Source organism: Klebsiella sp. CN_Kp088 (assembly GCF_040064335.1).
GTDB lineage: Bacteria > Pseudomonadota > Gammaproteobacteria > Enterobacterales > Enterobacteriaceae > Klebsiella > Klebsiella aerogenes.
Genome location: NZ_JBEAIQ010000001.1, coordinates 383,901 through 409,652 on the forward strand (window position 1 = coordinate 383,901; position 25,752 = coordinate 409,652).

A 25,752-nucleotide genomic window follows, 5' to 3' on the forward strand; every position below is an offset into this window, starting at 1 on the left:
ATAATAGCTGTAAAGTTTAATACTCGCCCCAGTGAGGATTGGTTTAAGAAAGAAATTAAATGTTTTAGAAAAGCAAAGCCCCGTTTACCACGGGGCCTCGATATTAATCAAATACGCTATTAATGATCGCGGTGACCACGGCGGTACTGAGCGCAATCAATACCAGATCGTTGCCAACGACCCGCCACTCATAGCCGGGATAATAAGGTAACTGATTAAGCATCGACGAGGGCACCGCTTTTTTAGCGATGCCCGGAGGTAACGGTTTTCCTCGCGCGAGATTTTTCGCAATTCCCGGAGGCAGGGCCTGATAGCCGGTCAAGCCGAAGTTCACTGCCAGCGCGCGAGCGGTACTATAGCTGATATCACTATCGACGTGATCCGGTTTGCCGTAGTTCTTACGCTGTCCCTTGCCGCCGCCGTTATCGCTTTGGCTGGCGCTATGACCATTATTGCTTTTATCGCCATGATAGATGTTTTTACCGCTATTGCCATGTTCACCATTGCCATTACCGTTCCCGGGATTAGCAAGCGCCGGTGCCGCGGCCATCGTTACTGACATCACCATTGCCAACGCCGTTTTTATTGCCTGACGCTTTAACATATTCTTTTCCTTGTATACACAGAATACACACTACAAATGTAGGTGATTTTCACCGAAATCACCATTTCGCTTCATCTGATTGTTCACTGCTGGTCGTTTACTTCAATTCTGCCGTCTGCGCTGACAAAAAAGCAGCATATTTATCATCTATCAGCGTATTAAACATGATTTCCAACTATTAAATCGCCACACCGCTCACAATTAAAAATTTAAAACCATTAACAACCAATTAACATTAGCAGGCAAACATTTCTCCTGAGGAAAATAATAATATGTCTACCACCCAGGTTCTCGGCGACGCCTCCTTTAGCCCGCCAGGACAACATCCCGATAGCTTAACCGCGCGTATCGACGCTCTGCCCTCCTCGCCCGGTCTTTGGTCTTTTATCACCCTGCTGGCATTAGGCGGTTTTTTCGAACTCTACGACCTGTTCCAGACCGGTTATATCAGCACCGGCCTGCTCGCCGAGAATATTTTCCATACCGGGAAAGACGGGGTATTCGGTATTGCCGATCAGGCAGCCTTCGCTTCCTCGACCTTTATGGGGCTGTTTATCGGCGCCAGTCTGCTCGCGCCGCTGGCGGACAGGCTCGGACGCCGCCTGACCTTTATGTTCGCCCTGGCATGGTATGGCATCTTTTCGCTGATTATGGCGCTGCAAAATAGCGCTGAAGGGGTTATTTTCTTTCGTTTCCTGGTTGGGATCGGCCTGGGAATTGAACTGGTGACTATTGATACTTATCTCAGTGAGTGGATGCCGACGCATTTACGTAATAAAGCCTTCGCTTACGCCTTTTTTATTCAGTTTCTCTCGGTACCGACGGTGGCGCTGATGTCCTGGCTACTGGTGCCAATGACCATTCTCGGCCTGAGCGGCTGGCGTTGGGTGATTATTCTCGGCGCACTGTGTTCACTGGTCATTTGGGTTATCCGCAAAAAGCTGCCGGAATCCGCCCGCTGGCTGGAAAGCAAAGGCCGCCACGATGACGCGCACCGGGTTATGGGTGAAATGGAACAGCGCTGCGGTTTATCGCCTTCCCGGCGCCATGCCAGTCCGGCAGTAGCGGCGCCACAACGCGGTAATTTTAAAGCGATATGGGCGCCGCAGTACCGTCAACGCACCCTCATGTTAATGGTGATGAACTTCTTCCAGGCCATCGGCTTCTTTGGTTTCGGTAACTGGCTACCCGCGCTGCTTTCCGGCCAGGGCGCCAGTATTACCCATAGCCTGCTGTACGCCTTCTTTATCACTCTAGCTTATCCCCTTGGCTGCCTGTTCTGCACTCGTTTCGTCCATCGTTTTGAAAACAAATGGCAAATTGTCCTGTCAGCGCTGATGACGGTGATCTTCGGCACACTGTTCGCTTTACAAAATAACCCGGTACTGCTGGTTATCTGCGGCTTTATGATCACCTGGTCCAATGCCTGGCTCACCATCAGCTATCACGCCTATCAGGCGGAGGTGTTCCCAACCCACATCCGCGCCCGGGCGGTGGGCTTCTGTTACTCCTTTAGCCGTCTGTCCACCGCGGTTACCAGTATTATGATTGGTGTGATCCTGCAATATGCCGGTACCCCAGGGGTGATTAGCTTTATCGTCGCCAGTATGCTGATGGTCATGCTGTCGGTAGGCGTATTTGGGCCAAGAACCCGGGGAATTCGCCTGGAAAATATTTAAAGCTCACCAACGCCGCCGTTTACCCGTTCGGCGGCGTTGCGTACGAGTATTTTTTCTTGATAGCGCAGTAAAAATGGCAGCAGCAAGGCGCTAGCTCCGCTAAATGCAATCAATCCAGTAGACGCCTGCTGACTCATCTCGCCGTCGGCCAGCCACAGTGAACAGAGCATAAAGGCAATCGCCGTACTGAAGGACATGAAACCTCCTTGCAGAGTGGTAAATCCCGCTCGCCAGTTATCGTCCGGGAACCGAATCGCCACCGCCGAGGAGGCAACCAGCCGGCTATAAGATGCCCCAAGAAAGGCAATCATGAACAACCAACTCGCGCCGTCCAGCCATAGCGCCATCAGCAAACTGATAATAAAAGCTGCGGTCGCCGCCAGGCTCAACCGATAGCCGCCAAAACGATGATATAGACTGCCGCTCAACTTTGTCGCCGCGAATCCCGCTATACCGCCGAGAAAGAATAACCAAGGTAGCGCCTCACTGCCTGCCCGCATATTGCCCATCAGCAAAGGCACCAGGATCGGCAGTAATAGCATCGGACTAAATTGGGTTAACGCATTGCCGCTGGCAAATAACAGCATCGTTGGCGTGATGCGTATCTGTGTTCCAGAACGTACGCCGCCGGGAATATTCGGCAGGCCAAGGTAGATCATGAATAGCGCCACCAGGCAAAGCACGCCAATCAATGCCGGCGCCGTCTGCCAGCCGAAACGTTCGCAGAGAAACAACATGGCGGGCATACCGATAATACTGACCAGGGAAAAGGCAGAGATGACCGTCGCTAACAAGCGCGCTCGGTGTTCCTGGTCCGCCGCGTTGATCAGTAAACTACTGGCCACACCCATCGTCATTCCGCCGAGGAGCCCGGCCAAAAAACGCAGTATCAGCAACAATATAAAGTGCTGGGTAGCCAGAACCATCAGCGTTAATGCTCCCAGTAACGCCATATTAACCAGTAGAAAATTACGCGGATTTAGCTTTCCCACCAGGCGCCACGCGCCTACTCCAGAAATGACCGATGCAAGCGTATAAATACCGCTGACATAACCTGCCCAGCTCACCGGCACTTGAAAAGTCGGCGCCATGTAGACAAATAGCGGATTGAAGATCATATATTCGAGCGCATTGGTAAATTGGATAAATGCGATTATCGCGCCCATTCGCCGTAGATTTATGGTCATTAGACTTCCTCTCATCAGGGGGAGCGTCAGTGTATCGGCTAGTAAAAAAGCGCATAAGGCGGTAAAAATGGGCTATTCAGTTATCAGAAATGGGATAATTAGCGGTGAGTAAATTAGATTTGAATGCACTACGCGTGTTTGTGAGTGTCGTGGAAAACGGCAGTTTCAGCGGGGCGGCGCGGGCATTACGTATGCCTTCGTCAAATGTCAGTCGCCAGATTTCTCAACTGGAAGAAAAACTGCAATTGCGCCTTATCCAGCGCAGCACCAGACACATGCATCTCACCGATGCCGGGCAGGCTTTTTTTAATAGTATGCGCCCCCTGCTTGATCAGCTCGCGGCAACCGAAGCGGCCTTAACTCAACAGCAGGCCGATCCTGAGGGGCTGTTGCGCTTATGTCTTCCCAACGAGATTGGACCGACGCTTTTTGGCCCCATGCTGGCGCGGTTCGCCATGCGTTATCCCAAAATCGAAGTAAGCTGTGTGGTCAGCCTTGCCGGAGCCGACGCGCTTAAAGAAGATATCGACATTGCCGTCGCCATCGTCCGAGGCAAAATGGAGGATGCCAGCTATATCGCCAGGCCGTTGGCGACATTTCCCTGTTGTGTTGTCGCTGCGCCTTCGCTGCTGGAAAAATGCGGACAGCCAGTACGTTGCGAGCAACTTACCTCGCTTCCCTGCATCACCACCGTCAGCGCGCTGAAGGGGCAAGCCTGGCAATTCATCACCGCACAGAACGCGTTTAAAAAAGTGAACGTCCAGGCTCATTTTCGGGTGAATAGCGGAGAGATCGCCCTTCATGCCGCCGTCGCCGGCGTGGGTTTCGCCATCCTTGCTGAACAGGCTTGCCGCCCGTTTATCGCCTCAGGTCAGTTAAAGGTGATTGAACTGGAACTACCGGCGGCACCGCTACATCTCGTGGCCCTGTATCGCGAACGCCACTTTTTACCAGCCCGATCTCGCGTCTGGCTCGATTTCATGCAGCAGCATTTGGCCGCCAATTAAGTGTGCGGCGCTTCGCTAAAAATCGCCTGCGCATCGGCGAAACATTTTTCCGCCAACGACGACACCGGCTCCTGGTTGCGCATGATAAGCGCAAGCGTGGAATCAACCTCGGTTTCCGCGATAGGAATAATCGCCAGATTGTCGCTCAGCGCTTCCAGGCCGTTATTGAGCGGCATGATAGCGCAACAGATCCCGGCCTGTACCGCCTGGATTATCTGAAATGTCGAATCGCTTTCAAAGACATATTTTGGCGTTAACCCTTTGGCTTTAAAGCTCATTTCAATCGATTCACGATAATACATTCCCTTGGTAAGGAAACCGAGCGGCAGCCCGGCTAATGTCTCCCACTCGGGAATGCCTGCGTCGAACTGGAAATGGCGACAGTCGTGCAGCAGGCCCATTCGCGTTTTCGGCAGCCAGGTGACGTTAAATAATGCGCTATCGACGTGGTGCAAATAGCAGATGCCAAGATCGAGCTGATTACGGCTGACGCCGTCGATAATTTGCTCAGAGGTCATCGACAGCAGACTGAACTGCAGTTCAGGGTATTTTTCCGCCAGCGGTTTGATCAATTGCATCGGGTTCAGGCTGGCTAACGGCACCATGCCTACGCGTAACTGGCCCACCATCTGGCCGCGACAAATCGCCGCTTCAGCCGCCAGGCCGTCGTGCGCCGCCAGCAGCGCCCGCGCCCAGGCGAGGATGCGCTCCCCTTCCGGGGTGAAGCCTTCGAAGCGTTGGCCGCGCTGAATCAGCGTGAGATTAAGTTCGTCTTCCAGGTTGCGAATACGCATTGAAAGCGTCGGTTGGGTGATATGGCAGGCCGCCGCGGCCTGACCGAAATGGCGCGTCTGATCGAGCGCGATCAGATATTTCAGCTGTTTAATGTCCATCTTAACTTCCAGAATAGTGACGTCCGCTGGTCAGTGGTGGACGCGATGCAGAACACAGCTGCGATAAGATATGTTATTTAAATGTTACTTGCGGTATGGGATGATTTCAAGATGCCATTTGCCAGTGGCCCGATCGCAGGCCACTGGCAATATTCAGCAAATTAACGCAGACCGGGGACGGCGCGCACCTCTTTCGAACGCAGCGTCAGGCGGATAGGAACTGATTTGTACGACGGCGTGCCGCTCTCTTCATCGATGTAATCCAGCGGCACCAGCACGTTGGCTTCCGGGTAATAGGCGCCAACGGTGCCCGGCGCGATGCTATAAGCAACCACGGTGATATCCTCAAGGCGCAGGTCGCTATCCGGCAGCGCGGTGAAAATATCGACGCGGTCGCCATGCTCCAGCCCCTGCTCGGCCATATCCTGCTCATTCATAAACAGCACATCGCGGCGGCCAAACACTCCGCGATAGCGATCGTCCATCGCGTAAATCGTGGTGTTGTACTGATCGTGACTGCGCAGCGTAACCAGGCGCATCACGTCGTCGCCGTCAACGCGGGAGTTCTCATGGACGCCTTTGAACACCGAGAACATCGCTTTGCCGGTCGGCGTCGGCCAGATCCGCTCGGTTGGCGGCAGCGGCATACGGAAACCACCCGGATGACGAATACGTTCGTTGTAACTCTCAAATCCAGGAATAGTCTGCTCGATGAGATCGCGGATGCGGTCGTAATCAGCCACCAGCGATAACCAGTCGATCTTGCTGTTCGGCAGCGTCGCCGACGCCATCCCGGCGACGATAGCCGGTTCCGAGCGCAGACGATCAGAGGCCGGTTTCAGTTTGCCGGATGAGGCATGCACCATCGACATCGAGTCTTCCACGGTAATCGACTGACGTCCGCTCTCCTGCATATCAAGTTCGGTGCGGCCCAGACAAGGCAGAATAAAGGTCTCTTTCGCCACCAGCAGATGCGAACGGTTCAGTTTGGTGCCGATGTGCACGCTAAGATCCAGCCCGCGCATCGCCGGGAACGCCCGCTCATGATCCGGCATCGCCACCGCGAAATTACCGCCAAGACAGACCAGCGCTTTCGCGTCGCCGGCAACCATTGCCTGCAGCGCTTTCACCGCATCGTGACCATGTCCGCGCGGTGCGACAAAGCCGAACACGCTTTCAAGATTATTCAGAAACTCGGTACTCGGTTTTTCGGTAATACCGACGGTACGGTTACCCTGCACGTTAGAGTGACCGCGCAGCGGGCAGATCCCGGCCCCTGGTTTGCCGATATTGCCGCGCATCAGCAGAAGGTCGGCAATCAACCGGACGTTAGAGGTGCCTTTGTTATGCTGGGTGATCCCCATGCCATAGGTCACGATAGTGGCGTTGGATTTGGCGTAGGCAACGGCAACGCGCTGCAGATCGTCGCGAGTTAATCCGGACTCACGCTCAATTTCCGGCCAACTGGTCTGGCGTAAATCTTCGGCAAAAGCGTCGAAGCCGAGGGTGTGCTCGTTAATAAACGCCTGGTCCAGCACCTGGCCCTGGTCCGCTTCGATCTCCAGTAATGCTTTAGCGATCCCTTTCAGCGCCGCGGCATCGCCGCCCGCTTTCACCTGGAAATAGGTCGAGGCGATATTCGTCGAACTGTAGGTTGCCATTTCGATGACGTTCTGCGGGTCGGCAAAACGTTCCAGCGCCCTTTCACGCAGCGGGTTAAAGACGATAATCGGCACACCGCGGCGGGACAGTTCATGCAACGTGCCCATCATGCGCGGATGGTTGGTTCCGGGGTTGTGACCGATGGAAATAACCAGTTCCGTTTTGTCAAAGTCGTCCAAAGACACCGTGCCTTTACCGATACCGATCGATTGCGGCAGACCAACGCTGGTCGCCTCGTGGCACATATTGGAGCAGTCCGGGAAGTTATTGGTGCCGAACTCGCGGGCGTATAGCTGGAACAGATATGCCGCTTCGTTAGAGGCGCGCCCGGAGGTATAGAACTCAACTTCATCGGGTTGCATACTCTGTAATACTTCGCCAATGCGGGCAAACGCGCTTTCCCAGGAGACCGGACGCAGCGTGTCGCTCTCACGATCGTAAGACAAGGGATGGGTAATACGTCCGTAACCTTCCAGTTCAAAGTCGCTTTTCGCCAGCAGCGAGGTCACGGTATTGGCGGCGAGGAACTCTGGCGTCACGCGTTTGCTGGTAGCTTCCCAGGTGACCGCCTTCGCGCCGTTCTCACAAAACTGGAAGGTTGATTTATGTTCTTTATCCGGCCAGGCGCAGCCGGGGCAGTCAAAACCGTCAGGCTGGTTGGTACGCAGCAGCGTGACCGGGGCGTCAAGCGCGTCCATTTGCGTACGCACGGCGATGGCGGTCGCTTTTAACGCCCCCCATCCACCCGCTGGACCATCATAGGGATGAACACCGGGGACAGCGCGTTTTTTCTTATTCATATGAACTCCTGAATACTCTCTTCAGCTAACGGATGTTATTAACAACATTGGTCACGTTTTTTTGCGGCGATGTTAAATAACCACAGTAATTAAGCGGGAAATACCGCTTTTCTTTTTTCAATGAATAGCAAATGACAGGGTTAACTCGTTGTTTTTAATCTTTAACTAAATGTCTGGTTAAAAAGAAATGAGTAACTTTATTCGTTAACTAAATAATAACATGTCATTTCGTGTTGTATAATAGATGTTATCTATCGGGTGTTAAATTTAACCTATTTGATAATTAAAGAATTATTTTTAAACTTTATTATCAAGGGCATTAACATATTTCAATGCCCGTCAACGCCGTAATTTAATTGTCATCAACAGGAGGCTTTGCGCAGGTAAAGCCGTATCCGCTATGCAGAAAATATTCCATAAATACAATGAAGTAATGTCGTACAGGGGTGAGCCATGTTCGGATTAGATGCCTTTTATTTAGCCAGGATACAGTTTGCATTTACTGTATCTTTCCACATCATTTTCCCCGCTATTACCATTGGTCTCGCCAGCTACCTTGCGGTACTGGAAGGGCTGTGGTTAAAAACAAAAGAGGATACCTACCGCCAGCTTTACCATTTCTGGTCAAAAATATTTGCCGTTAATTTTGGTATGGGCGTCGTTTCCGGGCTGGTGATGGCCTATCAGTTTGGCACTAACTGGAGCGGGTTCTCGCAGTTCGCCGGTAGTATTACCGGGCCGCTGTTGACCTATGAAGTCCTGACCGCCTTCTTCCTCGAAGCTGGCTTTCTTGGCGTCATGCTGTTCGGCTGGCATCGTGTCGGCCGCGGCCTGCACTTCTTCGCGACCTGTATGGTGGCGTTGGGCACGCTGTTTTCCACTTTCTGGATCCTCGCGTCCAATAGCTGGATGCATACGCCCCAGGGCTACATTATCGAGAATGGCATCGTGGTGCCGGTAGACTGGCTGAAGGTCGTTTTTAACCCTTCATTCCCGTATCGCCTGCTGCACATGTCTACCGCAGCCTTCCTTGCCAGCGCCTTTTTCGTCGGCGCTTCGGCAGCCTGGCATCTGCTGAAAGGCAATGATACGCCGGCAATCCGCAAGATGTTCTCGATGGCGCTGTGGATGGCGCTGATCGTCGCCCCCATTCAGGCGATGATTGGCGATGCGCACGGCCTGAATACGCTCGAACATCAACCGGCAAAAATCGCCGCGATTGAAGGGCACTGGGAGAATAAACCGGGTGAAGCCACGCCATTAGTGCTGTTTGGTCTGCCGGATATGGATGAGGAACGCACCAAATATAAAATTGAGGTTCCCTATCTTGGTAGCATCATCCTGACCCATAGCCTCGATAAACAGGTTCCGGCCTTAAAAAGTTTCCCGAAAGAAGATCGCCCAAATTCCACCATTATCTTCTGGTCGTTCAGGGTGATGGCCGGGCTCGGTATGTTAATGGTACTGCTCGGCGTGGTCAGCGCCTGGCTGCGTTGGCGAGGCCGGCTGTACACCTCAAAACCGTTCCTGCGTTTTGCCCTGTTGATGGGCCCTTCCGGGCTGATCGCGCTACTGGCAGGCTGGTTTACCACTGAAATTGGCCGCCAGCCGTGGGTAGTCTATGGCGTTCAGCGCACCCGGGATGCGGTCTCCGCCCATGGCGATCTGCATATGTCCCTCAGCCTGCTGGCCTTTATCGTGGTCTACGCCTCGGTGTTTGGCGTCGGCTACGTGTATCTGATTCGCCTGATAAAAAAAGGGCCGGAAAGTGCGCACACGCCGGAGGACCCGACTCAGAACCAAACCCCTGCCCGCCCGCTGTCTGCGGTGCGCGAGCCTATGAATACTTCGGGGAGAAAATAATATGGGTATCGACCTGTCAATTATCTGGTTCACGATCATCGTTTTTGCCACTCTGATGTATATCGTGATGGACGGTTTCGATCTCGGGATCGGCATTCTGTTCCCGTTTAATAAAAATGAAACCGACCGCGACATGATGATGAATAGCGTGGCGCCGGTGTGGGACGGCAATGAAACCTGGATGGTGCTGGGCGGCGCGGCGCTGTATGGGGCGTTTCCGCTGGCCTACGCGGTGATTATCGATGCCCTCAGCATCCCGTTAACCGCCATGTTACTGGGGCTGATTTTCCGCGGCGTGGCGTTTGAGTTCCGCTTTAAGGCGACGCCGGAACATCGTCCGTTATGGGATAAGGCGTTTATCGGCGGTTCGCTATTGGCGACGTTTAGTCAGGGGATCGCCGTAGGTACCCTGCTCAACGGCCTCAGCGTGACGGGTCGTGAGTTTAGCGGCTCGACTCTCGACTGGCTGGCGCCCTTCCCGCTGTTTTGCGGCATCGGGCTGGTGATTGCCTACGCGCTTTTGGGATGCACCTGGCTGATAATGAAAACCGAAGGCGCTCTGCATCGCAAAATGTCTGAGCTGGCGATCCCACTGACGCTGGCGTTGCTGGCGGTAGTCGCCATTATCAGTATCTGGACGCCGCTGACTCACTCGGAAATCGCTCACCGCTGGTTTACATTCCCCAATATCATCTGGTTTATGCCGGTGCCGTTGCTGGTGCTGGTTTGCTGCTGGGGGATTGTCCGTAGCGCCTACAATCGTCAGGCCAGCTATGGGCCGTTTTTACTCACTCTGGCGCTGGTGTTCCTCGGGTTCAGCGGCCTTGGGATCAGCATCTGGCCGAATATTATTCCACCGGCAATCTCTATCTGGCAGGCCGCTTCGCCGCCGCAGAGCCAGGGCTTTATGCTGGTCGGCGGGTTGCTGATCATTCCGGTTATTTTGATGTACACCTGCTGGAGCTACTACGTGTTCCGCGGCAAAATCAAACCCGATGAGGGGTATCATTGATGGCAACTCAATCTGATAAAACGTTAACGACGCATCATCGTCCGTTCTGGCGCAAACTGATGTGGCTGGTGATTATCTGGGGGGCCAGCGTGCTGGCGCTCGGCGTGGTCGCCACCCTCTTTAAGCTGTTGATGACGGCGGCAGGAATGCGCACTCACTAATACTAAACGCCGGACGGGCTGACCCGCCCGGCGTTTTTTTATGTAAGGTTGTAATAACGGTCAGGCTGCATTTTTTCCGGTAACGGATGTTGTCCGGTCATATCCATCAAATTACGTTCAATGGTATTGCACATTGCATTCAGCGGTAGATCGTTTGCCGAAGTGCCAAACGGATCCTCAAGCTCTTCCGCCAGGGAATCCCAGGACAGGAAGGTGTAGGAGATAAACACCGAAACAAACGGCGTCATATAATGCAAATCCCCCACCAGCGCGAACGGCAGCAATGTACAGAAAAGATACACCGTGCGCTGTAAAATCAAGGTGTAAGCAAACGGCACCGGCGTACTCGCCAGACGCTCGCAGCCGCCCAGAACATGGGCTAACTCATCAAGCTTATTGTCCATCAAGCCGTAGGTAATATCGCTGAGCTTACCCTGCTCACGCAGCCTACCTAACTCATTACCAATCAATAATAAAATTCGGTTAGTTGGCATTGAGCTGGCGAGAATTTCCGCCACTTTTTCTTTCGGCAACAGGCGATACAGATCGACCGCCGGGTCGGTTTTACGCAACTGGTGCTTAAGGCTCCAGCTGAACGCCACCAGATAACTGACTAACGTTTTATGCGTTTCCTCGTCACCGGGAAGGATATTTTTCAATTGCCTGACCAGGGTTCGTTCAGCAATCAGCACGGTTCCCCATAAATTACGCGCCTCAACGAAACGGCTGTAGCTCGCGCTATTACGAAAGCCGAGAAAAATCGCAATCGCGATCCCCAACAGGCTAAATGGCGCAACGGTTAAGTGAATGCCAAGTTGTTCATACCATTGATAACTGATGATGGCGATGACCGACATCAGAACGTTCAATAGCAGACGGAAAACAATTTTTGACAACACGGAACCGTGCCAGTCAAACAGACGAAAAAACCAGTGTTGTTCTGGCCGGATGATCATTGTATTACTTCCTGAAGACCCAATGATGCTTAGTACATACCCTAATGAAAGATGATGGGTATAGATATTATCTATTAAGCCATTGGTTAATTTTATTGTACACAAACACGACATCGCGTTGATAACCGCCATTAATTAGCGATGAATTAATGGTGGTTTAATTATGGGCTCTTTTTATTTTCCACGCAATATACGGCCTGCAAAGCAGGCCGGAGAAATAAACCATCAGTAGCGGCGTAATGGCCGATATTATGCAGGGTTATTCAGCCTGACGACTGGATAATTCTTCAAGTAGCGTCGCGGAAGGTACAAAGAACAGACTGCCGGTAACCGGGCGGCTATAATCGAGCAGTCGATCGTAATTACCGGCCGGGCGGCCGACAAACATGTTTTCCAGCATCTGTTCGATGGGCGCCGGGCTGCGCGCATAACCGATAAAATAGGTACCAAACTCGCCCATGCCGGGTTTGCCGAACGGCATGTTGTCGCGCAGGATTTTAATCTCCTCGCCGTTCTCTTCAAGGGTGGTCAGCGAACTGTGCGAACAGCTTGGTTTGACATCGGCATCCAGTTCGATGTTGGTCATTTTTTTTCGCCCAATAATACGTTCCTGCTGTTCGACGGTTAACGCATTCCAGCCCGCCATGTCGTGCAGATATTTCTGCACAATGACGTAGCTACCACCGGCGAAATCAGCGTCTTCTTCGCCGATAATGGTGAAATCCGCCGCCGCGCGCCCCTGCGGATTTTCACTGCCGTCAACGAAACCGATCATCGCCCGACGGTCGAAATAGCGGAAGCCGTGAACTTCATCGACAACTGTTACGGCGTCCCCCAACTTGTCCATCAGCTGCGTCGCCAGCTCGAAGCTAAGCCCCATATCATCGGAACGGATATGCAGCAGCAGATCGCCCGGCGTAGAGACCGCCACGCGCTCTCCGCTGCCTACGCGGCGGAAAGGATGCAGCTGCTGCGGGGTGGGCTGGCCAAACAACTGCGGCCAGATTTCAGCGCCAAATCCGCAGATGCAGGAAATCCCCGCCTCCGGCATGCGAGTGCCAACTGAACGCACCACCGCGGCAAAATCATCGCACCAGTCGCGCACGCGGCTCAGGCTCTCTGCGCTGCGCGCTATGGTCGCGACGATAAATATCGCCGTTCGCGGCAGCGGTAAAGTAATCGCCTGAGGTTCGTTAATTTTCATATCATCCTCTGTTATTGCCAATTAACGGCAAGGTAGCGTTGGCTCCTGCAGGCAGGAGTCGAAAGTTGTTTACGCGTGAGCCAGTTCGCCGCCGGGCGCTTCGTATGGATCAATGTGAATCATCACCTGTAGCACCTCATGACGCGCGAGCACATTTTCCCGCACCGCCAGCGCGATAGCATGGCCTGCACGCACCGACAGCTCGCCCGGAACTTCAATATGGACATCGACGAGGATCAGGTCGCCCGCCTTACGAGTTTTTAGATCATGCAGACCCACAACGCCGCCGGTTGCGGCGATGGTGTTGCGTATCGCATTCTGGGTTTGCGCATCGACCGAGCGATCCATTAAATCATGTAAAGCATCGCCGGCAAAAGTGTAACCCATTCGTGTAATCAATACCCCTACTAACAATGCCGCTACAGGATCCAACCAGACCATCCCCGCGAGATTACCAACGATCCCTACCGCCACCACTACCGACGACGCCGCATCCGAGCGCGCATGCCAGGCGTTCGCAATTAATAATGACGACTGAATACGCTTTGCTACCGCCAGCATATAACGGAATAGCGTCTCTTTTGCGATCAGCGCTGCAACGGCCACCCATAATGCCGTTACATGCACGGATTGAATGGTTCCCGGATGGAGTAGTTTATCCACCGCCGACCACAACATGCCCACGCCGACAATCATTAAAATTGCGCCCAATATCAGCGACGCGCCATTTTCATAGCGCCAGTGGCCATAATGATGATCGCTGTCGGAAGGTTTACGGCTTTTCTTATTGGCAATCAGAACCACAAAATCAGCAATTAAATCGGAAAGAGAGTGGATACCATCGGCAATTAGCCCTTGCGACCCTGAAAACAGGCCAGCGATAATTTGCCCGGTCGATAAAAACAGATTAACGACTACGCTGACCAGGGTGCTTTTTCGCGCGGCCTGTGAACGCTGATGATATTTATTATCATTCTGTTGCTTTTTATTTTCCATCATCCCTCCCGAATAAAGTGTGGATGATAGCCTGGTATTAATCAGCGATATTCAATATTAATGGCTCGTTGATAATAAATTTAAAATAAATAGCCTGAGTTATAATATATAAATGCGAATGATTACGTTTTTAAAATAACAGCCGCATTCAACGGCCATTATTGATCTTCTCTATTTATAATGTTGCCATTCGGCGCATAGCGCAGTGATAAGCCCCATTGCGCACCGAAGCGCGGAGTACCCGCGCCACGCCATTGACCGCCACTCTGGCGGTTCGCCGCTGCAGTGGATTGATGGGGATCGCCAGCATCTGCTGTGCCCAATCGGGAAGCAGATCGATACCGGCTACCATCATCCAGCGCCCTACCGGCTGGCTTAGCCGGCCCGGCAGACGGGTGGTAAGCAGCACCTGCGCCACCTCCCGCGTTCGTTCATCACAACGTAACTGGGGGCGCATATCCTGCAAATACTCCGCCACCTGACGTGGCGTTTCGGGGATGTCTTCGGCGCCAAGTCGCCGGGCGACCTCCGCCGCTTCGCGGTAGTATTGCTCCTGACGCGCGGCAGTGACGATGGTGCGCTTATAACGCAGATGAGAGGCCATAAAGCTGCTGCACTCGGCCACATGAACCCAGGTTAAGAGCGCCGGATCGCTGGCGCGATAGGGCCTACCGTCAGGCGTAACGCCGCTGATGCGCTGATGGATCCCCTGCACTTTGGCGATTAATCTTTCGGCATCTGCGGTAGCGCCAAACGTGGTAGCTGAAATAAATTGACTGGTGCGGCGCAGACGGCCAAAGATATCCTCGCGAAAACGCGAATGATCCCACACCCCGGCCAGCGCCAGCGGATGTAGCATCTGCAATAATAGCGCGCTAATGCCGCCGCAGAGCATTGAGGTAAAGTCGCCGTGTACCTGCCAGATAGCCGACTGCGGGCCAAATAAGCCCGGCTCGCCCTTCGGGTTTTCAAAATCAATCTCTTTTAACGCCATCCCGGTTAAACCCAGGACCTGTGATTCAATCATGCCGCGTATGCTGGTCATTGCGTTGCCCGTCGCTATCCGTAACGCCACCAACATAACACCATTCGCGGCGGCAGGCATTTGCCGACGGTGACTTTAAACGCCAACGCGCCCGCGTTCCCGCGGGCACGCCACGGGTCAAGCGTTGAGCTGATAATCGAGGGAGATGTCGGCTTTCAGGACCTGCGAAACCGGGCAGCCAGCTTTGGCTTTCTGGATAATCGGATCAAAGGCCGCTTTATCGATACCCGGCAGGACAATATTGCTCTGCAGCGCGATCTTGGTGATGGCGAAGCCGCCGCCGCTCTTATCCAGCGTGACCACCGCAACGGTATCGATAGAGGTCGCCGTATAGCCCTCTTCGCTTAGCATTAATGATAGCGCCATTGAGAAACAGGCGGCATGGGCCGCGCCGATAAGCTCTTCCGGGTTAGTCCCTTTAACGCCTTCAAAGCGGGTATTAAAACCATAAGGTTGTTGGTTAAGCGCGCCGCTTTCCGTCGAGACGGTGCCTTTACCGCTTTTCAGATCCCCTTCCCAATGCGCCTGACCTTTCTTATGAATTGCCATCGTTTCACTCCTTTTTGACGTTAAAGGAGTAAGTATAGACAGCTCTAGCTGACCTGGGACAACTGTTGCTGAATGGCCTCCAGAAACAGCGGCAGCGCGCTGGGCTGATAATCTCGTGACAGATAGATGCCATAGACGGCCAGGGATTTTGGCGTATAGCCAGGCAGCACCTGTTTTAGCGCGCCGCTGTTTAGCGCGCGCCGGGCTTCCAGTTCCGGCAGCATGGCGATGCCGCACCCCGCCACCGCCGCTTCCATCAGCAGAGAGGAGATCCCAGCGCTCAGGTTGCCGGAGACGGCCACCGACACGGGTTCGCCCTGCGGATCGGTAAACTGCCATGTTGGGGTGGCGAAATGGCTATAGTGGAGACAGTTATGTTGACTAAGCTCCTCCGGCGAATTTATCTGGCCATGCTGCTGTAGCCACCGCGGCGAGGCGCAGAGCACCGAGCGGCAAATGCCGAGCCGCCGCGCTATCGCCCCCGGCTCCGGATTATCGGTGATCCGGATGGCGACATCGATACGCTCGCCAATCAGGCTTACCGGATGGTTGTTGATATCCAGTTCGAGGCGCAGTTGGGGGTAACGGGCCAAAAACTCCGGTAGCAGCGGTGAGAGCAACTGCATGGCGGTAAAGTGCGCGCAGGCGACCCGCAACGTGCCGCTCGGCACCGCGCGTTCCGTCTGCCCCGCTATCTCATCCGCCAATTGCGTGAGGCTACGCGTTTTCTGAAATACCTTTTCGCCTGCGCTGGTTAAGGTCAGTTTGCGCGTCGAACGATGAATGAGCCGGGTACCGGCCCAGTGTTCCATCTGCTCCAGATAGCGACTCACCATCGGTCGCGACATACCAAGCGCCCTGGCCGCCGCGCTCAAACTGCCCAGCTCGCATATGCGCATATATACCTGGGCGGCGATAACTCGATCCATATCCGTATCCATCTGCACGTTTTATGAAACTCAGCATCTCTTTTTTCAGGAATTTTCGCAAATCAAGAATGACGTAAAATAAACCTATTCACCTGAAAGAGAGAAAACCAACATGAAAGTATCTGCCCTGGCTATCGCCACCGCCCTGTTCAGCACCACCGCTTTTGCCGCGCCGTTGACCCTGCAAACCTACAACCCGCAGGAGAACGCGATCTTCGCGGTGAACTCCACGCTGGCCTCCGGCCCGCACGAAGCGGTGCTGTTTGACGCCCAGTTCAGCGTTAAAGATGGCGAAAAGCTGGTTGAGATGATCAACAAAAGCGGTAAGAAGCTCACGCACATTGTGATCACCTCTGGCGATCCGGATTTCTATTTTGGCCTCGAGCCGCTGGTGAAAGCCTTCCCGCAGGCCAAAGTGGTGGCAACCGAGCAAGTGGTTAAGCATATTGAAGAGACCAAAGCGGCGAAGCTGGCATACTGGGGCCCACAGATGAAAGACGGCGCGCCGAAGCAGGTCTATGTTCCACAGGTATTAGCCGCAGATAGCTTCACCATTGACGGCGAGAAAGTGGAAATTCGTCAGCCGCAGAACTACGCCGCGTTCGTCTGGATCCCGGCGAATAAAGCGATTCTTGGCGGCACCGGCGTCGCCTGGGGCATGCACGTCTGGACCGCCGATACCCAAAGCGCGGCGAGCCGTCAGCAGTGGCGCCAGACCCTTAGCGATATGGCCGCGCTGCATCCGCAACAGGTGATCCCGGGCCACTATCTCGGCACGCCGCCGGTGGGCGACAAGGCTATCGTCTTTACCCGCGACTATCTGGAGAAATTCGAGCAGGCGCTGAAAGCGCATAAAGATTCCGCCAGCGTCATCAAAGCCATGAAGACGCAATATCCGGGTCTCGCTGAAGAAAGCTCGCTGGAGCTGAGCGCGAAAGTGAACACCGGCGAAATGAAGTGGTAATCGGCCACGCCTGAATCGAGAACGCTCTTAATCTGCCGACGCAAGGTTGCTATTCGCAAAAAAATGGACCACGATAATCCCGTCGCGTTAAAAAGCGCGGCGTACTTAGGGTTACGTTTCGTCCGGCTTGCGTCGGGCTTGTCCTTGAAACCAGAACAGGATTAAGGAGTAAGAATGAAATCGAACCATCAGGCACGTCATCTTCTCGGTCTGAACTACAAGCTTTCCCGCCAGAAAAAAGTGGTGCTCGAAGGCGACGAAGAAACTACCGTTAACCATATCCATGCTACGGGTCGCAAACGCCGCGGTGGTTAATTTTTCAGCCGAGTGATGATAAAAACACCATCCGCCAAACGGGATGGTGTTTTTTTAAGACAATCCCACGCTTCGCATCCTTCTTTTGTTACCATCTGCTTTATACTCTGCCCGCTGCATTTCCTGCCAGACCGATCGCTTATCGCCGCGCCCGGGTCTGAAGTGAACATCAAGGAGTTAGTGCGATGCAATTCATCTATAAAAAAAACCGCTCTCTTTATATCCCCTACGCTGGCCCGGTTCTGCTTGAGTTTCCGTTACTCAACAAAGGAAGCGCCTTCAGCATGGAAGAGCGTAGCAGCTTCAACCTGCTGGGCCTGCTGCCGGAAGTGGTCGAAACCATCGAAGAACAAGCTGAACGCGCGTGGATCCAGTATCAGGGATTTAAAACCGAGATCGATAAGCACATTTATCTGCGCAACATCCAGGACACCAACGAAACCCTGTTTTATCGCCTGATTGGCAATCATCTCGATGAGATGATGCCGGTTATCTATACCCCCACCGTCGGCGCCGCCTGTGAGCGTTTCTCGGAAATCTACCGTCGCGCGCGCGGCGTGTTCATCTCCTACCAGAATCGGCACAACCTCGACGATATCCTGCAAAACGTACCGAACCATAACGTCAAAGTGATCGTGGTGACCGACGGCGAGCGTATTCTCGGTCTCGGCGACCAGGGTATCGGCGGTATGGGCATCCCTATCGGTAAGCTGTCGCTCTATACTACCTGCGGCGGTATCAGCCCGGCCTACACCCTGCCTATCGTGCTGGATGTCGGCACCAACAACCAGCAACTGCTCGACGACCCGCTGTATATGGGCTGGCGTCATCCGCGCGTGACCGACGACGAGTATTATCAATTCGTTGATGACGTTATCCAGGCCATCAAAAACCGTTGGCCGGACGTGCTGCTGCAGTTTGAAGATTTCGCGCAGAAAAACGCCATGCCGCTGCTTAACCGCTATCGTAACGAGATTTGCTCGTTTAACGATGATATTCAGGGCACCGCAGCGGTCACCGTCGGTACATTAATCGCCGCCAGCCGTGGCGCGGGCAGCCAGCTCAGCGAGCAAAAAATTGTCTTCCTCGGCGCGGGTTCCGCCGGTTGCGGTATTGCTGAACAGATCATCGCGCAAATCATGCGCGAAGGGTTAAGCGAAGAAGAAGCCCGCCAGCGCGTATTTATGGTGGACCGCTTCGGCCTGTTGACCGACGGTATGCCGAATCTGCTGTCGTTCCAGAGCAAGCTGGTGCAGAAACGCGAAAACCTGCAAGGTTGGGATACGACCAACGAAGCGCTCTCGCTGCTCGACGTGGTGCGTAACGTGAAGCCGAATATCCTGATTGGCGTCTCCGGCCAGCCGGGGCTGTTCACGGAAGAAATTATTCGTGAAATGCACAAGCACTGCCCGCGGCCGATCGTCATGCCGCTGTCGAACCCGACCTCCCGCGTTGAAGCCACGCCGCAGAACATCCTGACCTGGACCGACGGCGAAGCGCTGGTGGCCACCGGCAGCCCGTTCACCCCGGTGACGGTTAAGGGCAAGCAGTACGCCATCGCGCAGTGTAACAACTCCTATATCTTCCCGGGCATCGGCCTTGGCGTGATCGCTGCGGGAGCATCACGCGTCACCGACGAAATGCTGATGGCGGCAAGCGAAACCTTAGCTAACCACTCGCCGCTGGTGAATAACGGCGAAGGCCCGGTACTGCCGGAACTGAAAGATATTCAGGCCGTATCGCGCGCTATCGCGTTTGCGGTCGGTAAAGTGGCTCAGGAACAGGGCGTGGCGGTGAAAACATCGGCCGAAGCGCTGCTGCAGGCCATTAGCGATAATTTCTGGCAGCCGGAATATCGCAACTATCGCCGAACCTCAATTTAACGCTTTATTTCAACGGGCCCGGAGATCGGGCCCGTTTTTTTATCCCCGCCCTTGGCCGTTATTCATTCCCCTTTGTTTACTAAACACCTGCCCATCCTTACGAGGCGCTTCACAGATGCTTTATTTCATTCGCTTGCCGGGAGGTAAATACCTTGCCCGCCTGTTCGCTCACCGATAAATTAGCAAACAGATACCGCGGCGCTGAAATAAGCGCGCAGCAGAAAACAGAAGGTTTAAGTATGGCGAATATTCGTGATGTCGCCCGGCGGGCTGGAGTTTCAATTAGTAGCGTGTCCAACGTACTTAATAATCGCACGCAACAGATGCGCGAAGAGACCCGACAGCGGATAGTCAAAACGATGGCTGAGCTAAATTACCGCCCTGCGCGTTGCGCTCCGCCGGTCGCCGATTCAGCAACCAAAATGCTCGGCCTGATGGTACCGTCTATCGTCAATCCCAGCTTTTCAGCGCTGGCGCATGAACTGGATACTGCGGCACGCGCGTTTCGCCACCGGCTGTTATTAGGCATTTGCTGCCGCGATGCCGACGAGGAGTCAGCCTTTATCGCGGATATGTTCTCCCACGGCGTGCGCGGGTTGATAGTTGCCGCCAGCGACGTACGCAAAACCCACTTTGTGCGCGCAGCGGAACAAGGCATGACCATTATTAGCTATGACAACCGGCTGGCCGAAAGCGTCCCGCCTCGGGCGCGCTACTTCGATAGTGTCTCAATGGACAACGTTGAAGCGGGACGTCTGGCGGCGCAACATCTGCTGGACAACGGTTGCCGTAATATCGTCTTTGCCACCGAAAGCGGGTTAACGCTGGGACGCAGCCATAAAATCCTCGGCTTTCAGTCGGCGCTTTCCCAAAGCGGTACAGCGGCCAGAGGCGTGGTGATAGAAGGCAAAGGCAATCGGGAATTCGGCGACGCCGAGATGTTCGAACTGGGCGTAAGCCTGGCGCAAAAAATTAGCGCCTTAACGCCGCGAGTGGATGGCGTGGTAGCGATTAACGATGCTTTAGCCATCGGCCTGATGGTTGGGCTACGCGCGCAGGGCCTGAAAATAGCGGAAGATATTTCGGTGATTGGCATCGATAACATCTCCCTGTCGGCGTTATCGTCACCGGGCCTCACCTCGGTAATGGCCCCGCTTTCGGCAATGGCGTCGATGATGGTTGAGCGGCTTGTCCAGAGAATTACTGAGCCGGGATTACAAACCGACGAATTTATCTTTGCACCGGAAGTGATACAGCGTCAGTCGGTAAAAATAAAGCAACCCTAGTTGTTTTTATAAATAAATAGCATGGTGCAGATAATAGTTATTATCTGCAGGGAGACCTATACCCTATTACATTCAAAACGCATATTAATGTCGGGATTTCCATCCCATTCTTTTGTACTTTAACGAGTATAACCGGAAATAATGATGAACCTACAATCTGCGCAAGATATAGAAAAGAGCGCCATTAAGAAATTGACATGGCATATTGTTCCATTAATGATATTGCTTTATTTTCTGGCTTTTCTTGACCGTAATAATATGGCCTACGCCGCAATGGCCTTAGAGGATAGTCTCGGCCTGACGGCCACCGCCTTTGGCTTTGCTTCGGGAATATTTTTCATCGGTTATTTTATGTTTGAAATTCCCAGCAACGCCGGCACGATTAAGTTCGGTCCGCGGCTGTGGTTCGCGCGTATTCTGATCACCTGGGGAGTATTTGCCACTTTGATGGGGTTCGTCAGAACGCCGACCGAACTCTATATCTGTCGTTTTATGCTTGGCGTGTGCGAAGCCGGTTTCTTCCCTTCAGTGGTGTACTACTTCACGATCTTTTTTCCGCCAGCCTGGCGGACCAAAATTCTCGGCATGTTCATTATTGTCCAGCCGCTATCCAACGCCGTGGGTTCACCGATTTCAGGCTTAATTCTGCATATCGATAACGGCTGGTTTGGCCTTGAATCCTGGCAGTGGTTATTTATCCTCGAAGGTATTCCGCCGATCGTTATCGGCCTGTTCATCCCTTTTATTATTAAGAATTCACCGCAAGAAGTCGGCTATCTCAACGCTGAAGAAAAGGCGTGGTTAATGAGTAGTACGAACCGTTCAAAATCAGGGAGTAAAGTCTCGCTGGCTGAGTTCGCCAGCGGTATTAAAAATCCCAAATACCTGCTTTATGCGCTGCTGAATTTCGGGATGGTTTGTGGGATTTACGGCTTCGGGATGTGGCTACCGTCGATTATTACCGCTATTTCCGGCGATGATATTCTTCGCGTAAGCCTGATTGCCCTTATCCCCTACGGCCTGGCGGCGCTACTGGTTTATCCATGGAGTATGCTGGCCAGTAAAACACGCAAAATCGCCGTTTTTGCCGGTATCAGTATGGTCGTCGCCGCATTAGGGCTCGCCGGCGCGGTGGTGTTCTTTAAGTTCAACGTCGCGATTTCACTCTCATTCCTGACCATTGCCGCCATTGGTATCTATACCGCGGTACCGTGTTTCTTATCGATGCCTGCCAACGTCTCGGCAGGCGCAGCGACGGCCGCGGGTCTCGCCGTGGTGAGCTGCATCGGCAATCTGGGCGGCTTCGTCGCCCCTTACGTGGTCGGCCTCCTTAACGACTTCAGCCAGAGCAGCACGCCGGGCCTGATATTCCTCGCCATGTGCCTGCTGATCACCGGCCTGATTTGCATTTTCTACTGCGCCAGACAGCGCGAAGGCGTCATTCAATCCTGAAAATTTAAGGAAACATCATGGGAACTCTTATTGGAAAAAAAGCATTTATCACCGGCTCTGAACAAGGTATCGGCTGGGCTACGGCGGAAAAACTGATTCTGGCGGGATGCGATGTCTTTTTGCACTACCACAGCGGTGAAGAAGGCCCGCAAAAGTTGGCGGCTATCGCCAGCGCGCGAGGGCAAAAAGCGGCCTGGCGCTATGCGGACTTAATTGACACTGAGGACGCGACCGCCTGCGTGCAGGCCGCCGCGGAATTCCTCGGCGGTATCGATATCCTGGTGAATAACGTCGGCGGTATCGTCGGGCGTAAGTGGCTTGGCGAAATTGACCGTCAGTTCTGGCAAACGGTGTTAGACGTCAATATGACCACCATGCTTAACGTCACCCAGGCGGCGCTTCCCTGGCTTAAATCGGCAACGGATGGCGCCAGCATCATTAACCTCGCCTCGCTGGCGGGGCGCTCCGGGGGGCATGCCGGTTCTCTCGCCTATTCAACCACAAAAGGGGCCATCCTGACCTGGACACGCTCGCTGGCGGCTGAACTGGGCGAGCACGGCGTGCGCGTCAATGCGGTTGCGCCGGGGCTTATTCTCGGCACCCGTTTTCATAACCGCCACACCACACAGGCTTCGGCTGACGAAACCATCCGGCAAATTCCGCTTCAGCGCGCGGGAACGCCCGATGACGTCGCCCGCGCCATCACTTTCCTTGCCGGCGAGTATGACGGATTTATCTCCGGCGCCACTATCGATATTAACGGCGGAATTTATCGCATGTAATGCAAACCGGGCGGCCAGAAATCGCCGCCCGCCAGGGAGTACCTGATGATCAAATTCGAAATTATCCATCCGCAACTGCTGGCTGCTCTGGCGTGCTGCGGCCATAAATCACAAATTCTCATCGCGGATAGCAATTTTGCCTGTCGCGTTAATGCCAATGCCGATGCCACGTTGATTCAGCTCAACCTCGCGCCAGGCATGGTACCGGCAACTTATATCGTCGAAAAACTGCTTACCTGCGTTAATGTCGAACACGCGACGCTGATGGCATCACCAGCGGAATTCACTAACACCATCGCCAGTGAATACCGGGAGCTTCTACCGACAAACTGCCCGCTTGAATATGTCGAACGCGAAGCTTTCTACGCAAAGTCCCGGCTGCCATTGACCCAACTGGTCATCGCTTCCGGCGAACAGCGTCGTTTTGCCAACCTACTACTCACCGTGGCCCCGGCCTAATCGTCATACCCGCCGCCGATAAGACCGGCGGCGCGATCCTCAATGCTGGTATCTGGTCAAAAGACAATTTAGCCACTACACTCCCTGCATCCATCAACCTACTGAAAAAATAAGGAGGATCCCCATGCTGTACTGTGAACTGTTTAATGTTTCACATACATTTGGCGATCGCACCAGCTCAAGCGTTATCGGTATCGTGCTGCGATAACTTTAGCTTGAGCGAAGAAGCCAACGACTAAATCCCCTTCCTCGGGCTTACCGGGTTATCGTCAGCGATGTTTGACGAGGCATTCTCATGCCTGTAACTCTTGAGTAAGTTCACAATGAGCACACTTTTAAGCGCACAATCTCTCCACGTTGATACGGCCTTTGGCCCACTTTTCAACGACCTCTCCTTTACCCTGAAAAAAGGCGATCGCATTGGCCTGATTGGCTATAACGGTTGCGGGAAAAGCACGTTATTGCAGGTGCTGGACGGCACTCTCACGCCGAATTCTGGCAGCGTATCGCGGGCTAATCACTGCCTGCTGGCGCGCGTAGAACAACATCTGCCTGACGCCCTACTCAGCCAACCGCTATTGCAGGTGGTACTGGAAAAACTGGCGCCTGGCGAACGGGATTCGCTGCGCTGGCAAGCGGAGCGACTGCTCGCTGAAATGGGTTTTACGGTTCAACAGACCCAACAGCAAGCCGCCACCCTGAGCGGCGGACAACATACTCGTCTGTTGCTCGCCCGCGCGTTGATCCAACAACCCGATTTGCTGTTGCTGGATGAGCCAGGCAACCATCTCGATCTGCCGACCCTGCTGTGGCTGGAAAGCTTCTTGCAAACCTGGCAGGGGAGCTTCGTGGTGGTGTCGCACGATAACCTCTTACTGGATGCTGTAACTAATACCAGTTGGATTTTACGTGATAACACGCTGCACGCTTTCTCACTACCCTGCAGCGCCGCCCGTCAGGCGCTGCAGGAGCAAGATGCAAGCGATGCTCTGCGCCACAAAGCGGAACAAAAGGAGATCGACCGCGTCGCTGCCAGCGCCAAACGGCTGGCCATCTGGGGTCGGGTTTACGATAACGAAGATCTGGCGCGTAAAGCCAAGCAGATGGAAAAGCAGGTTTCACGCCTGAAGGATAGCCAGACGGAACTCACCGCCGGCACGCCGTGGCGTCTTGAGGTGCATGGCGACGCCGTTCGCGCCGACCGTCTGCTGGAGATGGAAAATCTCCCCGTGCCGCCGGCGCCCGGTCTCCCCGCCCTGTTCACCACCGGTCTGGCGCGGCTGCAAAGCGGCGACCGGGTAGCGATAATGGGGCGCAACGGCGGTGGGAAATCGTCGCTGCTACACCTGTTATGGCGGCAAATGCAGCAACCGGCTAGCGAAGCCGGGCTGCGTTTACATCCTCGACTACATCCGGGTTATTACGATCAAACCCTGCATCAACTGGCGGATGAGGCCAGCCTGCTGGAGGCGCTGGAGCCCTTTGAGCCTTCGCCGGAAACGCGCAAGCGGGCGCTGATTTCCGCCGGCTTCGGCTGGGCGCGACACGGGCAGAAGGTCAGCACCCTCAGCGGCGGCGAACGTTCACGGCTGCTGTTTGTCGGCCTGTCGCTGGCGAGCTATAGCCTGCTGCTGCTCGATGAACCCACCAACCATCTGGATATGGAGGGAAAAGAGGCGCTGGCAGCGACGTTGCGGGAGTATCCCGGGGGCCTGCTGCTGGTTAGCCACGATCGACAGCTCATCAGCCAGAGCTGTAACCGCTTCTGGTTAATTGATGAAAACGGGTTAAGCGAGTGGCACGACGTCGACGAGGTGTACGCCCGTCTGCGCGGCAACGAGCGCCTTCAAAGCCCGGCGACGCAAACGCCGCCGCAGGCGCCGCCCGTCGACGACCTGCAAGAGGATTTGCTGGAACGTCTGGTGATGCTGGAACAGCTATTGGCGGACGATCTGCAGCGTAAGCCGAAGCATCAGAAGCCGCAGCTACAGGCGCTGTGGCGTCAGGAGATTGAGGAGATAAATACCCATCTGAGTTAAATGCCTATGCCACCGGAGCGTCAGC

The 25,752-nt window shown here is 54.1% G+C and carries 23 protein-coding genes; 13 read left to right on the forward strand and 10 right to left on the reverse strand.

The genetic code is table 11. The features are described from left to right. Positions 1-103 precede the first annotated feature (103 nt). Positions 104-604: an anti-virulence regulator CigR family protein gene (locus tag ABLV08_RS01885; RefSeq protein ID WP_045382310.1), complete on the reverse strand. Its 501-nt coding sequence runs from the start codon at positions 602-604 to the stop codon at positions 104-106. 272 nt (positions 605-876) lie between these two features. Between ABLV08_RS01885 and ABLV08_RS01890 the strand changes: the two genes are divergently transcribed. After that, entirely contained in the window at positions 877-2,283 is a 1,407-nt protein-coding gene (locus tag ABLV08_RS01890) for an MFS transporter (RefSeq protein ID WP_348855477.1), read from the forward strand. On the opposite strand, the gene ABLV08_RS01895 is transcribed toward ABLV08_RS01890, so the two are convergent. Next, positions 2,280-3,470: an MFS transporter gene (locus tag ABLV08_RS01895; RefSeq protein ID WP_227506415.1), complete on the reverse strand. Its 1,191-nt coding sequence runs from the start codon at positions 3,468-3,470 to the stop codon at positions 2,280-2,282. The genes ABLV08_RS01890 and ABLV08_RS01895 overlap by 4 nt on opposite strands. Positions 3,471-3,574: 104 nt before the next feature. Here ABLV08_RS01895 and ABLV08_RS01900 point away from each other — a divergent pair, with 104 nt between their 5' ends. Then, entirely contained in the window at positions 3,575-4,477 is a 903-nt protein-coding gene (locus tag ABLV08_RS01900; RefSeq protein ID WP_049057978.1) for a LysR family transcriptional regulator, read from the forward strand. Here ABLV08_RS01900 and ABLV08_RS01905 read toward each other — a convergent pair. Both ABLV08_RS01905 and ABLV08_RS01910 read right to left on the reverse strand, forming a co-directional pair. After that, the gene (locus tag ABLV08_RS01905) at positions 4,474-5,370 is read right to left on the reverse strand and encodes a LysR family transcriptional regulator (RefSeq protein ID WP_045382322.1); all 897 of its coding nucleotides are present in this window, start codon (positions 5,368-5,370) and stop codon (positions 4,474-4,476) included. The genes ABLV08_RS01900 and ABLV08_RS01905 overlap by 4 nt on opposite strands. Positions 5,371-5,531: 161 nt before the next feature. Then, entirely contained in the window at positions 5,532-7,832 is a 2,301-nt protein-coding gene (locus ABLV08_RS01910; RefSeq protein WP_045382325.1) for an FdhF/YdeP family oxidoreductase, read from the reverse strand. Between the two features lie 453 nt (positions 7,833-8,285). Here ABLV08_RS01910 and ABLV08_RS01915 point away from each other — a divergent pair, with 453 nt between their 5' ends. From ABLV08_RS01915 to ABLV08_RS01925, 3 genes are read left to right on the forward strand one after another with little or no spacing between them, the layout of a single operon-like run. Continuing rightward, entirely contained in the window at positions 8,286-9,695 is a 1,410-nt protein-coding gene (locus ABLV08_RS01915; RefSeq protein WP_045382328.1) for a cytochrome ubiquinol oxidase subunit I, read from the forward strand. A gap of 1 nt (position 9,696) precedes the next feature. Then, on the forward strand, positions 9,697-10,707 hold the full coding sequence (gene cydB / locus ABLV08_RS01920; RefSeq protein ID WP_348855478.1) for a cytochrome d ubiquinol oxidase subunit II: 1,011 nt from the start codon (positions 9,697-9,699) through the stop codon (positions 10,705-10,707). Further along, a complete protein-coding gene (locus ABLV08_RS01925; protein WP_064572208.1) occupies positions 10,707-10,868 on the forward strand; it encodes a DUF2474 domain-containing protein in 162 nt (53 codons plus the stop codon). The genes cydB and ABLV08_RS01925 overlap by 1 nt, the downstream gene beginning before the upstream one ends. Before the next feature lie 38 nt (positions 10,869-10,906). Here the strand turns inward: ABLV08_RS01925 and ABLV08_RS01930 are convergent, their stop codons facing one another. The 6 genes from ABLV08_RS01930 to ABLV08_RS01955 form a co-directional block, all read right to left on the reverse strand. Next, positions 10,907-11,824, reverse strand: a complete 918-nt coding sequence (locus ABLV08_RS01930; RefSeq protein WP_045382331.1) for a bestrophin family ion channel — start codon at positions 11,822-11,824, stop codon at positions 10,907-10,909. 259 nt (positions 11,825-12,083) lie between these two features. Then, positions 12,084-13,028: a Dyp-type peroxidase gene (locus tag ABLV08_RS01935; protein ID WP_047041335.1), complete on the reverse strand. Its 945-nt coding sequence runs from the start codon at positions 13,026-13,028 to the stop codon at positions 12,084-12,086. 69 nt (positions 13,029-13,097) lie between these two features. Then, positions 13,098-14,024: a cation diffusion facilitator family transporter gene (locus ABLV08_RS01940; protein ID WP_110884385.1), complete on the reverse strand. Its 927-nt coding sequence runs from the start codon at positions 14,022-14,024 to the stop codon at positions 13,098-13,100. A 175-nt stretch (positions 14,025-14,199) separates the two neighbouring features. Then, positions 14,200-15,069 carry an oxygenase MpaB family protein gene (locus ABLV08_RS01945; RefSeq protein WP_047041338.1) on the reverse strand — a complete coding sequence of 290 codons (870 nt, stop codon included), beginning with the start codon at positions 15,067-15,069 and terminating at the stop codon, positions 14,200-14,202. A gap of 117 nt (positions 15,070-15,186) precedes the next feature. Next, positions 15,187-15,618, reverse strand: coding sequence for an OsmC family protein (locus ABLV08_RS01950; protein WP_015366497.1), 432 nt, complete (start codon positions 15,616-15,618; stop codon positions 15,187-15,189). A 44-nt stretch (positions 15,619-15,662) separates the two neighbouring features. Then, positions 15,663-16,547, reverse strand: coding sequence for a LysR family transcriptional regulator (locus ABLV08_RS01955; RefSeq protein ID WP_348855479.1), 885 nt, complete (start codon positions 16,545-16,547; stop codon positions 15,663-15,665). Positions 16,548-16,659: 112 nt separating this feature from the next. On the opposite strand from ABLV08_RS01955, the gene ABLV08_RS01960 reads away from it, so the two are divergent. The 8 genes from ABLV08_RS01960 to ABLV08_RS01995 all read left to right on the forward strand — a co-directional run bounded on the left by ABLV08_RS01960 (position 16,660) and on the right by ABLV08_RS01995 (position 25,727). Beyond that, positions 16,660-17,511 carry a Vmh family MBL fold metallo-hydrolase gene (locus tag ABLV08_RS01960; RefSeq protein ID WP_348855480.1) on the forward strand — a complete coding sequence of 284 codons (852 nt, stop codon included), beginning with the start codon at positions 16,660-16,662 and terminating at the stop codon, positions 17,509-17,511. A gap of 174 nt (positions 17,512-17,685) precedes the next feature. Beyond that, on the forward strand, positions 17,686-17,826 hold the full coding sequence (gene sra, locus ABLV08_RS01965; RefSeq protein WP_015366494.1) for a stationary-phase-induced ribosome-associated protein: 141 nt from the start codon (positions 17,686-17,688) through the stop codon (positions 17,824-17,826). Between the two features lie 185 nt (positions 17,827-18,011). Then, positions 18,012-19,709: an NAD-dependent malic enzyme gene (locus tag ABLV08_RS01970; protein WP_015366493.1), complete on the forward strand. Its 1,698-nt coding sequence runs from the start codon at positions 18,012-18,014 to the stop codon at positions 19,707-19,709. 239 nt (positions 19,710-19,948) lie between these two features. Then, positions 19,949-20,995, forward strand: a complete 1,047-nt coding sequence (locus ABLV08_RS01975) for a LacI family DNA-binding transcriptional regulator (RefSeq protein ID WP_032709956.1) — start codon at positions 19,949-19,951, stop codon at positions 20,993-20,995. Between the two features lie 144 nt (positions 20,996-21,139). Next, the gene (locus ABLV08_RS01980) at positions 21,140-22,447 is read left to right on the forward strand and encodes an MFS transporter (RefSeq protein ID WP_348855482.1); all 1,308 of its coding nucleotides are present in this window, start codon (positions 21,140-21,142) and stop codon (positions 22,445-22,447) included. 17 nt (positions 22,448-22,464) lie between these two features. Beyond that, positions 22,465-23,229, forward strand: coding sequence for an SDR family NAD(P)-dependent oxidoreductase (locus tag ABLV08_RS01985; protein ID WP_015705502.1), 765 nt, complete (start codon positions 22,465-22,467; stop codon positions 23,227-23,229). A 45-nt stretch (positions 23,230-23,274) separates the two neighbouring features. After that, positions 23,275-23,688, forward strand: coding sequence for an RbsD/FucU domain-containing protein (locus ABLV08_RS01990; protein ID WP_045360957.1), 414 nt, complete (start codon positions 23,275-23,277; stop codon positions 23,686-23,688). 323 nt (positions 23,689-24,011) lie between these two features. Then, positions 24,012-25,727: an ATP-binding cassette domain-containing protein gene (locus tag ABLV08_RS01995; protein ID WP_348855483.1), complete on the forward strand. Its 1,716-nt coding sequence runs from the start codon at positions 24,012-24,014 to the stop codon at positions 25,725-25,727. Positions 25,728-25,752 lie beyond the last annotated feature (25 nt).